This is a genomic window from Thiolapillus sp., assembly GCF_048562965.1.
Lineage (GTDB): Bacteria > Pseudomonadota > Gammaproteobacteria > Chromatiales > Chromatiaceae > Thiolapillus > Thiolapillus brandeum_A.
Map to the genome: position 1 here is coordinate 1 of NZ_JBHNMF010000062.1, position 11415 is coordinate 11415.

An 11415-nucleotide genomic window follows, 5' to 3' on the forward strand; every position below is an offset into this window, starting at 1 on the left:
GATGGATAACCATGGCATTATGCTTCCTCCAGGTTTTGCGTGAGCCAGTCGTTCAATATCTGGCGGGTTCGGAACAAAGGATAGCTCCTTTTTGGAATATAATCACATGGTACCCGACATCTAGTACAGAGTGAATGGAGAAAAAATATGCAACTGGGAATGATCGGTCTGGGCAGGATGGGGGCAAACATGGTGAAGCGCCTCATGCGTTCAGGAATCGAATGCGTCGTGTACGACAACAATCCGTCAGCAGTGGAAGGGCTCGCGTCTGAGGGCGCTGTTGGCGCCAGCAATCTAAAAGACCTGGTAGACCAGCTGCAGGGTCCCAGGCATATCTGGATGATGATTCCCACGGCCTATGTGGACAGCCTGATCGACGAGCTGAAGCCCCTGCTGTCTGCCGGTGATACCCTGATCGATGGTGGCAACTCCTATTACAAGAATGATATCGATCATGCCGGACAGCTGGCTGCCGCAGATATCCATTTTGTGGATGTGGGTACTAGCGGTGGTGTATGGGGCCTGGAGCGGGGGTACTGTCTGATGATAGGCGGTGAAAAAACGGTGGTGAAGCGTCTGGAACCCGTGTTTTCTGCACTGGCGCCGGGAATGGGAGACATTCCCCGTACTCAGGGCAGAGCAGGCGAGCCGAGCCAGTCAGAACAGGGCTATCTGCACTGCGGGCCGGCAGGTGCCGGGCATTTCGTGAAAATGGTCCACAACGGCATCGAGTATGCGCTGATGGCGGCCTATGCGGAAGGCATCAACCTGTTGCGCCATGCGAATGTGGGCAAGGATACGCGGGACCAGGACGCGGAAACGGCACCGCTGAGTGACCCCAGGACCTTTCAGTACGATATCGATGTTATCGAAGTCGCGGAAGTGTGGCGCCGGGGCAGTGTCATTGGTTCCTGGCTGCTCGATCTGACGGCAAATGCCCTGAGCAAGAATCCGGAGCTGGACAGTTTTTCTGGCAAGGTTTCGGATTCTGGTGAAGGTCGCTGGACCAATATCGCCGCCATTGAGGCGGGTGTGCCTGTGCATGTGCTCAGCGCAGCGCTGTTTGACCGTTTTGCCTCCCGTGGAGAGGCGGATTTCGGCAATCGTATTCTTTCTGCCATGCGCTACGAGTTTGGTGGACACCACGAAAAGGAGTAGGCCTCTCTCCGCCTGGTGCCCGCGTTGTGAATAAAGCAGGGTCTTCGCAGTCTGTTGAAAAACAGGATTTTTTGGTTTCCATTGCTGAAAAAATCCATGGCTGGACTTTTTCAGCATCCTGTTTGTCCCGAAAGACGGGAAGGATGCGCCTTCCCGTCACCGGTGATCAGGGGAGAACGGGCTTTCCGTCCTTGAGTGGAATCTGTTTGCCGGGCTTTTCTTTCATCTGTACCTTGGCTTCCCTGTCGCCAATGCGGTAAGTGACTTCATAGCCCACGATTTCTTCCCTGGTTTCCGTTACGGTTTCGCATTTGCGTTGCATCGTCGTGGTGGTCTTCTTGTTCTGTGCATTCTCCTGTACCTTGTTGCCGGTAACACCTCCGGCAACCACGCCCGCTACAGTAGCAAGCGTCTTTCCCTTGCCGCCGCCGATCTGATTTCCCAGCACGCCCCCAATGGCGGCGCCTGTTACCGTACCGGCGATCTGTTTGTCGTCCTTGGGCTGTACTTTCTGGGTGACAGGTACGTCCTTGCATACTTCCTTGGGCGTTTCGCTTTTCTTGACCACTTCTTCGATTTTGATGACTTCGGCAAATTCGGGCTGGTTCTTCTGTACGCCTGCATTGGTCTCTTTCTCATCCTGCTGATCGGAGTTGGAACAGGCGGACAGATTGAATACAGACAGCAGCACCAGTGTACCGGTGGACAGTGTAAGCACGTTGTTCATTTTCATTTTGATACCTTCGCTGGGTGGTTTTCAGTCTTCATCCGGGTAATTGAGGCCTGGCCGCTTGACACGTTTTGTTGATCCCTTACCGCTGCTAGAGGGCTCATCGTCATCCATGAGAATCCGGTTGCCGTCTCCTTCCATGTCTTCATACTGTCCTTTGCGGATAGCCCAAATCAGCACGCCTACGAATACGAGTCCGAAAAAGATCATACCGGGAATGAGGCTGTAGATGACTTCCATGATTCAGGGTTCTCCCGTTTTGAAAAGCGTACGAATACGTGCAGCATTGCCGATAACCAGCAATGAACTGATGGGCATGGAAATTGCGGCTATCAATGGCATTATCATTGCCGCCATGGCCAACGGCACCATGATTATATTATAGGCGAAAGAAATCATGATGTTCTGGCGAATCGTTTTCAGGGTGCGCCGGGAGAGCGCAACGGCCAGGCTGATCTTCTCCAGTTCGTCACTCATGAGCACGATATCTGCGCTTTCGACCGATACATCGGTGCCGGAGCCGATGGCAATACCCACATCTGCCCGGATCAGCGCGGGGGCATCATTGACGCCGTCCCCGACCATGGCAACCAGTTGCCCCTGTTTCTGCAGCTCTGCGATAACCTTGTCCTTGTCCTCAGGCAACACTTCGGCGATCACCTGCATACCTCCCAGCTGTCTGGCTACCGCCTCCGCTACCGAGCGCCTGTCACCGGAAAGCAGGGTCAGCCGGATGTTTTTTGCACGGAGTTCATCAATCAGTGTGCGGGCATCATCACGCAGCCGGTCAGCGATACCGATGATGCCGATATGCCGGCCATCCATGGCTACGTGAACCAGGGAAATGCCCTGATTTTCTAGTTCGGCTGATTGCTCCAGTAACATGTCATCAAGAGCCACTTGCTGTGCCTGTAGCCATTGCAGTGTACCGATAAGTATGTCGGACCCCTCGATGCGAGTGCGGATTCCCTGGCCAAGACTGCTGTGGAAATCCGCTATATCCAGTTCTTTCGGGTCGATGTTTCTGTGTCTGGCTTCGGCAATGATGGCCTGGGCGATGCTGTGTTCGGAGAAACGTTCCGCAGCTGCAGCATATTGCAGCAGGCGTTCTTCTGAAAGCGCCGCCGAAGGAATGGTGCGTACAACCTGCATTTTTCCTTCAGTCAGGGTGCCGGTCTTGTCGAAGACAAAGTGTTCCACATGGGAAAGGGTTTCGAGAACCGCGCCGGTCTTCACCAGAATGCCATGGTGGGCGCCCTGACCGGAAGCCACTGCGATCGCCATGGGGGTCGCGAGTCCAAAAGCGCAGGGGCAGGTGATGATAAGTACCGAAGTGGCTGCCGTCAGAGCGAGTTCGAAATCTTTGTGTACCCAGATGAAGAAGGTCAGGGTGGCAAGGCTCAGGGTGGCCATTACGAACCAGGGAACAATGCGGTCTGCCGTGCACTGGATGGGGGCTTTTGATGCCTGAGCTTCTTCCACCAGGCGGATGATCCGGCCGAGAGCCGTGTTGTTCAGGGTACCGGTAACTTCGATGGTCAGTGCTCCCTGGGTATTGACCGTGCCGGCAGACACCTTGTCTCCCGGGTGTTTCGCAACAGGTTTGGATTCACCACTGAGCATGGCCTCATCGACCTGGCTTTCTCCCTGCAGCACGATACCGTCTACAGGAATTTTTGCACCCGGTTTGACAACCACCTGGTCACCCGGCTTGACCCTGCGTATGGGGACAGATTTTTCCTCGCCGTCCTGCAATACCAGGGCGATCCGGGATTGCAGATCGAGCAGCCTTTGTGTTGCGGCAACGGCATGACGCTTGGACACCCCTTCCAGGTGACGCCCGATGAGGATAACGAAAATGAAGTTTACGACGGTATCGAAATAGACCTGGTGATCGGGAAGATCGGTAAAGGTCACCCAGCTGGAATAGGCCCAGGTAACCACGGCGCCCAGCGCGATGGGGAGATCCATGCCCAGGTGCCGGGTACGCAGGCTGGTCCAGGCCCCCTTGAGAAAGGGCCAGCCGGAATACAGCAGTGTCGGAGTGGCGAGTGCGAATCCGACCCAGTGAAACAGGGTGTGGAACTCGCCTTTGTCGGCACCGCTGTACAGCGCGATGGAAACCCAGATGAGGTTCATCATGGCAAAGCCGGCAAAGGTGATGCGGAACAGCAGATCACGGGTCTGCTTTTTCAGGATGCCTTCGGCGGCTTCAGGGTCGAAAGGCGTAGCTGCATAGCCGACCCTGGCCAGTGAGTTGATGATTTCCGACAGCTGGATGCGGCTGTTGTCCCAGCGCAGCAGCAGGCGTTTGGCGGAAAGGTTGACCCGGGCAGACAATACGCCGGGCAGCTGATTCAGAGTGTGTTCGATGAGCCAGACACAGGCGGCACAGTGTATGCCTTCCACCAGAAGATGAATCTCGCGTTCCTGGCCTTTTTTGTGTACGAATTCGTCTTGGACTTCTTCCAGGTCATACAGTCCCAGATCCTCAGGGGGGGGAGGCGGAGGTTCAAGCAGAAGGCCTTCAGGTGTGCGCTGATAGAAGCCTTCCATGCCGGCTGCATAGATGGCTTCACAGACAGACTGGCAGCCGAAGCAGCAGAAATGCTGCTCCTGACCGTCAATATCAGTTGAATAGTCCTGTTCGGGCAGAGGCAGGCCGCAGTGAAAGCAACCGCCGCCATTTTCTGCGTTCATCGACTGTTGTTGGACAGTACCGATATTCGCTGAGTGATCTTCAGGCTGTCTTCGCCTTTGGTCAGCACAGCATTGAGGTCCCAGATGCCCTTGAGAGGAAAGACAAGTTCGGCGCTGTACACGCCAGGCGCAATTTCCTGCATTTCGGTGCTGAAATCTGCATGAACGTCACTTGGACGGTAGGCTTGTATGACCGCCTTGTCGCCCGCTACTGGCACTCCCCTGGTGTCTACGACATTGAAAGTGTAGCGCGCCGGCTGTCCCAGAATGGGTTTGTGAACGGCGTCCAGTTTCATCTGCCAGCCGAGGCGATTGCGCGCTTCCCGCTGCTTGATGAAGTTTTCTTCCTGATCTTTGCCATGCTCGTAGTAATCTTTTTCCACGAGCCCCGGATTGGTCATGATGGCCGTTACGATAAAGGCGATATTCACGCCCAGTACCAGAAGAAAGCCGCCGATCCACGCAAGCACCCAGGGGTTTCTGAAAGCTCGGTTGCTGCTCTGAGAAAAACGTGGGCTGTCGTTGGCTGGATTATCATTCATGGCAAAGTTCATTATTCAGGAGCAAAAAACATGCTTTCGTAAGAAGAAGTTTGTTTTGGGTTGTCGAGATTCACAACCTTGAAGATGATAGGCGTACGTTCCGCCTTGATTTTTTCTGCAGGCACGTTGATGAACATGATATAGGAGCCGGTATGGCCTTTCTTGGCGATCAGTGTTTCTTCAGCGCCTTTGAGCTGCATGCCCTCTATGCCTGATGCGGTTACCTTGGCGCGAATATCATTCGCAGTCTTGTTCAGGATCTTAACGTCGTATTTGTTTTGTATGGTGCCGTCGCTACGTTGCACGAACAGTGGTGAACGGCCGTGCAGTACCTTGACTTCAATAGCGCCAAGATGAGTTATGCCGTAGATGATGCCGCTTACCGCCAGTGTGAGGATGGTAAGGTAGATCAGCACCCTGGGGCGCTTCAGCAGGGGAAGTTGCTTCTTGCCTTCCATCTCATCCATGGATGCGTAGCGAATGAGCCCCTTGGGCCGGCCAATTTTTTCCATAACGGCATCACAGGCGTCCATGCAGAGGGAGCAGGTAATGCAGCCTTCCTGCTGACCCATGCGGATATCGATGCCGGTAGGGCACACGGCGATGCACTGCTTGCAGTCGATGCAGTCTCCATTGCCTTCGACCAGTTTGCCTTTCTTCAGACGGCCACGGGGTTCACCGCGGTGGAAGTCATAGGTCGGCAGGATGGTTTCCTTGTCGTACATTACGCCCTGGATCCGGGCATAAGGGCACAGCCAGAAACAGGCCTGCTCGCGGAGTTTACCCGCAAGTACCAGCGTACCGGCAGTGAACAGAGCAATAACCCCGTAGGCCGTGCTGCTGGCCTGTCCAGTGAAAATATCGTGCCAAAGCTGTCGTGAGTCCGTGAACCAGGATACAAAGCTGATGCCGGTAAGAACGGCAATCAATGTCCAGATTCCGTATTTCAGGACTTTCTTGCGAATTTTTTCCCCGTTCCATGGGCCTGCATCCAGTTTGCGGCGCTTGGCAGGGACACCTTCGATTTTGTCTTCCAGCCACATGAACAAGTTTGTCCAGGCAGTTTGGAAACAGAAAAAACCACAGTAAACACGGCCGGCGATTGAAGTTACAGCTGCCAGTAACATGGCGAAAAACAGCAGTACCAAAGCCAGCATCCAGACATCCTGAGGCAGGATGGTAAGACCGAAGATATGGAACTGGCGGTCGGGAATATCGAAGAGTATGGCTTGTTGACCGTTCCAGCGAAGGAAGGGACCGATGAACAGGAGCAGCCAGATACTATGAGTCAGCCACTTGAGTTTGCGCCATTTGCCGGCGGCCTGTTTGGGGTAGATTTTTTCCTCTCCCGTATTGACATGCCAGTCGGCAGCTTCCTCATAAATATCATCGGAATATTTAGCCTGGTTTTCTGCAGAAGTTGCTGATTCGGTCACCGTGTTCTCCTGATTTACCTACTTAGATATCCGGCAAATATGAACCTGCCGAGTATATACGAATAAGACGGGCAAGCGTGTCTTCGACCTCGTGATAGATTTTGGGACATCCCAGTCCCCAAAATCGACTCGGCCTTTGACAACCTATTTGTGCCCCAGCCGTCCTGGTCACCCAGCACTACGCAACAACTTCGCAAGCTCGTTGCTGCTCCGTACTTGGCTCCCAATGACTGGACGCCGCGTTCGGAGGCCTACTTTGTTTTCCCTCTGGCGCAAGGCACGCCGGGAAAACAGTGCGGCCTCGCGGCTACTGGGGTCTACCAGCCTTCGCTTCGCTCTCCATGGCTGGCAGCGAATGAATATTGCCATTGCGCCGTCGTTTTGTCAGTGATAATTCACAATATCTGTAGGATTAACAAGGTATTGCAACGAAAAGAGGGAGCCTCTTAGCTCCCTCTTTTCATCGTATTGTGTTGGTCGTAATTGATATCAATCGTCAGATTTTGTTTCGTTCATCAGTTTTGTTACTTTCCATACAAGGAATACGACGATAACGGCCGCAATACCGACTGAAAGATAAGATGCGATAGCTACCCAGTCTGACATGATTATCCCTCCCTATAAGGACGTGGAAAAGGCACCCGTCAGGGTGCCTTTTACTGGTTTACTGCTTATTTACCGCCACCAAGCGCATGCACATATACGGCAAGCTTCTTGATCTGCGTGTCTGTCAAACGACCTTTCCAGGAAGGCATTTCAGCATTCCGCGTCTTGGGGTCGGAAGGATCATTGACACCATGGGTAATGGTTGTCTTGACGCTCGCCAGCTGATCCTTGGCTTTGAAACGCCATATCTTGTCGGTGAGGTTGGCAGAACCCAGAGCCGCCATACCCTTGCCATCCGGGCCGTGACAGCCGATGCAGCCTTTTGAGGCGAACAGTGGTTCCATGGTGATGGTACCACCGACAATGGCGTTGGCCAATTTGTCGATTTCAGCATCAGTCAGTTGCGCACCACCCATCTTAGGCATCATGCCCTTGCGGCCCATGGTAACGGATTGCTCGATGGTTTCGATAGTTCCACCGTAAAGCCAGTCATCGTCTACCAGGGCAGGGAAGCCGAGGTTGCCGGCACCGCCACTGCCATGACAGGCGGCACAGTTGTCACCGAACAGCACTTTTGCAGACCGAACCACATAGTTCTTCAGTTCGTTGTCAGCAAGAATAGCTGCTGCGCTCATGCCGGGCAGCTTGTCTTCGTACTTGGCGCGTACGCTTTCCACTTCTTTCATGTCTTCCTTGAATTCGCCGATAGAAGTCCATCCGGCAAATCCCTTGAAATGACTGTGGATCAGCGGCCAGGAAGGATAGTACAAAGTATAGAGCACCACCAGAATCCAGCTGGCGTGCAGTCCGAGCATCCACCATTTGGGTGGTGGGTTGGTCAGTTCTGCCAGGCTATCGTCCCAGACGTGGCCCGTTGTCTGACCGTGAGGATTGCTATTATCACTCATTTTTCTTTCTCCGAGTCTGTATTCTCATCGTCAAACGGAATGTTCCGTTGTGATTCAAGACGTTCTTTGTTCTTCGGGTTGAACACATAAGTGTAGATCCACACCATGGCCAGGAATGTCCCCACGGTCAGGATCAGGCCGATCCAGTCGTGCAGGGTCATCGCTGCCCAGTTGGTGTGAAAGTATTCCCGAAGATTACTCACGATAATCCACGCCTTCCTTGAGGTCCGCCATGGTGCCCAGTACTTGCAGGTAGGCAATCAGGGCATCCACTTCAAGGGTACCGTCAACTTTTTCGGCTTCAGCGATATCGGCATCCGTATAAGGTACGCCAATCATGCGCAGACCTTCCAGGTGGCCTTTGAGTGCCTTGCCGTCAACGGTGTTTTGGGCGAGCCAGGGGTAGTTGGGCATGACAGATTCAGGCACCACGGTACGCGGTCCCATGAGATGCTGCAGATGCCACTCGTTGGAGTATTTTCCGCCAACCCGGGCCAGGTCAGGGCCGGTACGTTTTGAACCCCACTGGAAGGGATGGTCGTACATGGACTCGGATGCGAGTGAATAATGACCATAGCGCTCGGCTTCATCACGGAATGGACGGATCATCTGTGAATGACACAGATAACAGCCTTCCCGGACATAGATGTCACGACCCGCCTGCTCCAGGGCAGTGTAAGGACGCACACCATCGCCCGCTTTCCAGTTGCCAGCGATTGGCTTCCTGTCTGCCTGGGCAACGTCGTGCTGCCAGACGATTTCAGGGTGCCTGCTGGATTCCATGGTCTCGTCCAGATAGAAAAGAGGAACGATTTCCACCAGACCACCCACGGACAGGACGATGAGGAGCAGAACGAACAAAACGAAGACATTGCGTTCCGCTGTGTCCTGCAGCTTGGTTGAATAAATTTTATCAGCCATTGTTGATTCTCCTGTTATCCGGTTAAGCGGCGGCCGCAGCGGCACTGGTACTGCGCTGGGCGGAAGCTTTACGAATGGTCATGATGACGTTGAACAGCATGATGGCACCACCTGTCCAGAAGATCATGCCGCCGATGGCGCGCATGGCGTAGTAGGGATGCATGGCTGCGACGGATTCGGCGAAGGTGTAGGTCAGGGTGCCGAACTCATCGTAATCGCGCCACATCAGGCCTTGCATGATGCCGGATACCCACATTGCAGTGATGTAGACAACCGTACCGATGGTAGAGGTCCAGAAATGGACGTTAACCAGCTTGGCGGAATACATCTTGACGCCCCAGAGTTTTTCCACCATATGGTAGAGAGCGCCTGCAGATACCATGGCAACCCAGCCCAATGCGCCGGAGTGAACATGACCTACTGTCCAGTCAGTGTAGTGGGAGAGCGCGTTGACTGTCTTGGCAGACATGACCGGACCTTCGAAGGTGGACATGGCATAGAAAGCCAGGGACATGATCATGAAACGCAGGATGTAGTCTGTACGCAGTTTGTCCCATGCGCCCGACAGGGTCATCATGCCGTTGATGGCGCCACCCCAGGAAGGAATGATCATGGCCAAGGAGATGGCTGCACCGACGGAACCGGTCCAGTCAGGCAGAGCGGTGTACTGCAGATGGTGAGCACCCAGCCATACATAACCGAACATCAGCGCCCAGAAGTGCAGTACGGACAGACGGTAGGAGAATACGGGGCGGTTGGCCTGTTTGGGGACGAAGTAGTACATGATACCCAGGAAGCCCGCAGTCAGGTAGAAACCTACCGCGTTGTGACCCCACCACCACTGAATCATGGCATCCTGAACGCCGGAGAAAATGGAGTAGGATTTGAACATGCTGACGGGGATGGCCAGGCTGTTCACCACGTGCAGATAGGTGATCATGACAAACATGCCCATGAAGAACCAGTTGGACACATAGATGTGACTGGTCTTGCGCTTGGCGATGGTCATGATGAAGTTGAGGCCGAAAGCCAGCCAGACGACGGCGATGGCCAGATCGATAGGCCACTCCAGCTCGGCATATTCCTTGGACTGGGTGATGCCCAGTGGAAGAGTGATGACGGCAGCGACGATGATCAGGTTCCAGCCCCAGAATGTAAACCAGGCCAGCTTGTTGCTCCACAGGGAGGTACTGCCTGTCCGTTGTACGCTGTAGAAAGCCGAAGCAAACAGTGTACAGCCGCCAAATGCGAAGATAACCGCGTTGGTGTGCAGGGGACGCAAACGACCGAAAGTGATTTCGGCGATATCGAAGTTCAGGAATGGCCAGGCCAGTTCCGATGCGATGTAGGTTCCCACCAGGGTTCCTACTACTAGATAGACGACCGCCATGACGGCAAACCATCGGACGACGTCAAAGTTATATTTCGTTTCTTCCACGAAAACCTCCCAATTCAGATTTCGAAAAAAACAACCCAGAAGCTTTAAATTCACGTATCGCGGAAGCCTTTTTCTATTGCATCAGATACTGCATTATCTGGCGCACAAAGATAATGCGCCGACCTGTTTCAATAAAAAAGGTTCCCGACCGTCAGGATTATACAAAGAATGCAGATTGGTTATATGAGAAATGTCAGTTTTTTGTATTTAAATTGACTTTCATCAGGTGTATGTAAAAAAAGACGGTCAGATATCGATCAGGCCATAAAACCGCCGGATGGAAAGATAACGTTAGTCTATGAATTTAGCTGGTGAGCAAGGTATTCAGTGCTGTTTCGTCTGTTATTTCGATGTTTTTGGCCCTGATTGAGATCAGGGACTGATGCTGCAGATTTTTCAGGGTGCGAATGACGGTTTCCATCGCCAGGCCGAGATAATCGGCGATCGCTTCCCGGGACATGGGAAGACGGAACTGTAGAGCATGAAAGCCGTGGGAATCCAGACGGCTGGCGATATTGAGCAGGAAAGCGGCGACGCGCTGTTCGGCGGTTTGCATACCTGTCAGCGAGCGTTCCCACTGGAGTTGTCTGGCGTGCTGGGCCGCTGATCCCAGCAGATATTTCTGTACATTGATCAGTTCGCTCTGTGTCAGTGTTTTGTCCAGGGCACTGAAATCAAGCTGGCAGATAGTGCCTTTTTCCAGGGCGCGGGTCGTGTGGTTGCAGGTCGCCTGGCCGATATTCTCGATGCCTGCAATTTCTCCTGGGAGGTAAAACCCCATGACCCGGCTGTGGCCCAGGATGGTGGCGTCCAAGCGTGTCTTCGGCCTCGTGATAGATTTTGGAACATCCCAGCCCCCAAAATCGACTCGGCCTTTGACAACCTATTTGTGCCCCAGCCGTCCTGGTCACCAAGCACTACGCAACAACTTCGCAAGCTCGTTGCTGCTCCGTACTTGACTCCCATATGACTGGAC

13 protein-coding genes are annotated in these 11415 nt (G+C 53.7%); 3 read left to right on the top strand and 10 right to left on the bottom strand.

Annotation, left to right across the window (positions count from 1 at the left end; translation table 11 throughout):
• Window positions 1–147: 147 nt before the first annotated feature.
• Window positions 148–1158, top strand: coding sequence for a phosphogluconate dehydrogenase (NAD(+)-dependent, decarboxylating) (gnd, locus tag ACOCD2_RS05545; RefSeq protein ID WP_293645658.1), 1011 nt, complete (start codon window positions 148–150; stop codon window positions 1156–1158).
• A gap of 166 nt (window positions 1159–1324) precedes the next feature.
• Here the strand turns inward: gnd and ACOCD2_RS05550 are convergent, their stop codons facing one another.
• Genes ACOCD2_RS05550 through ccoG form a run of 5 tightly spaced genes read right to left on the bottom strand, consistent with a single transcriptional unit; the run spans window position 1325 to window position 6566 of the window.
• Window positions 1325–1891: a glycine zipper 2TM domain-containing protein gene (locus tag ACOCD2_RS05550; RefSeq protein WP_293645634.1), complete on the bottom strand. Its 567-nt coding sequence runs from the start codon at window positions 1889–1891 to the stop codon at window positions 1325–1327.
• Window positions 1892–1915: 24 nt separating this feature from the next.
• Window positions 1916–2128, bottom strand: a complete 213-nt coding sequence (gene ccoS / locus ACOCD2_RS05555) for a cbb3-type cytochrome oxidase assembly protein CcoS (protein WP_293645636.1) — start codon at window positions 2126–2128, stop codon at window positions 1916–1918.
• A gap of 3 nt (window positions 2129–2131) precedes the next feature.
• The gene (locus ACOCD2_RS05560; RefSeq protein ID WP_293645638.1) at window positions 2132–4588 is read right to left on the bottom strand and encodes a heavy metal translocating P-type ATPase; all 2457 of its coding nucleotides are present in this window, start codon (window positions 4586–4588) and stop codon (window positions 2132–2134) included.
• Window positions 4585–5130 (bottom strand): FixH family protein, encoded by a 546-nt coding sequence (locus tag ACOCD2_RS05565; RefSeq protein ID WP_293645640.1) that lies wholly within the window; start codon window positions 5128–5130, stop codon window positions 4585–4587. Before ACOCD2_RS05565 ends, ACOCD2_RS05560 begins: the two co-directional genes overlap by 4 nt.
• An 11-nt stretch (window positions 5131–5141) precedes the next feature.
• The gene (gene ccoG / locus ACOCD2_RS05570; RefSeq protein WP_293645642.1) at window positions 5142–6566 is read right to left on the bottom strand and encodes a cytochrome c oxidase accessory protein CcoG; all 1425 of its coding nucleotides are present in this window, start codon (window positions 6564–6566) and stop codon (window positions 5142–5144) included.
• A gap of 91 nt (window positions 6567–6657) precedes the next feature.
• On the opposite strand from ccoG, the gene ACOCD2_RS05575 reads away from it, so the two are divergent.
• Entirely contained in the window at window positions 6658–6957 is a 300-nt protein-coding gene (locus ACOCD2_RS05575) for a hypothetical protein (protein WP_294030305.1), read from the top strand.
• A gap of 280 nt (window positions 6958–7237) precedes the next feature.
• Here ACOCD2_RS05575 and ccoP read toward each other — a convergent pair whose 3' ends face one another.
• From ccoP to ACOCD2_RS05600, 5 genes are all read right to left on the bottom strand, one after another.
• Window positions 7238–8080: a cytochrome-c oxidase, cbb3-type subunit III gene (gene ccoP / locus ACOCD2_RS05580; protein ID WP_293645646.1), complete on the bottom strand. Its 843-nt coding sequence runs from the start codon at window positions 8078–8080 to the stop codon at window positions 7238–7240.
• The gene (locus tag ACOCD2_RS05585) at window positions 8077–8283 is read right to left on the bottom strand and encodes a cbb3-type cytochrome oxidase subunit 3 (RefSeq protein WP_293645648.1); all 207 of its coding nucleotides are present in this window, start codon (window positions 8281–8283) and stop codon (window positions 8077–8079) included. The genes ccoP and ACOCD2_RS05585 overlap by 4 nt, the downstream gene beginning before the upstream one ends.
• Window positions 8276–9001: a cytochrome-c oxidase, cbb3-type subunit II gene (gene ccoO, locus ACOCD2_RS05590; RefSeq protein WP_293645650.1), complete on the bottom strand. Its 726-nt coding sequence runs from the start codon at window positions 8999–9001 to the stop codon at window positions 8276–8278. The genes ACOCD2_RS05585 and ccoO overlap by 8 nt, the downstream gene beginning before the upstream one ends.
• A gap of 22 nt (window positions 9002–9023) precedes the next feature.
• Window positions 9024–10439: a cytochrome-c oxidase, cbb3-type subunit I gene (gene ccoN, locus ACOCD2_RS05595; protein ID WP_293645652.1), complete on the bottom strand. Its 1416-nt coding sequence runs from the start codon at window positions 10437–10439 to the stop codon at window positions 9024–9026.
• 304 nt (window positions 10440–10743) lie between these two features.
• Window positions 10744–11253, bottom strand: coding sequence for a Crp/Fnr family transcriptional regulator (locus ACOCD2_RS05600; RefSeq protein WP_293645654.1), 510 nt, complete (start codon window positions 11251–11253; stop codon window positions 10744–10746).
• Between the two features lie 16 nt (window positions 11254–11269).
• On the opposite strand from ACOCD2_RS05600, the gene ACOCD2_RS05605 reads away from it, so the two are divergent.
• Complete coding sequence (locus ACOCD2_RS05605; RefSeq protein ID WP_419584670.1) at window positions 11270–11398, top strand: hypothetical protein; 129 nt, start codon at window positions 11270–11272, stop codon at window positions 11396–11398.
• Window positions 11399–11415 lie beyond the last annotated feature (17 nt).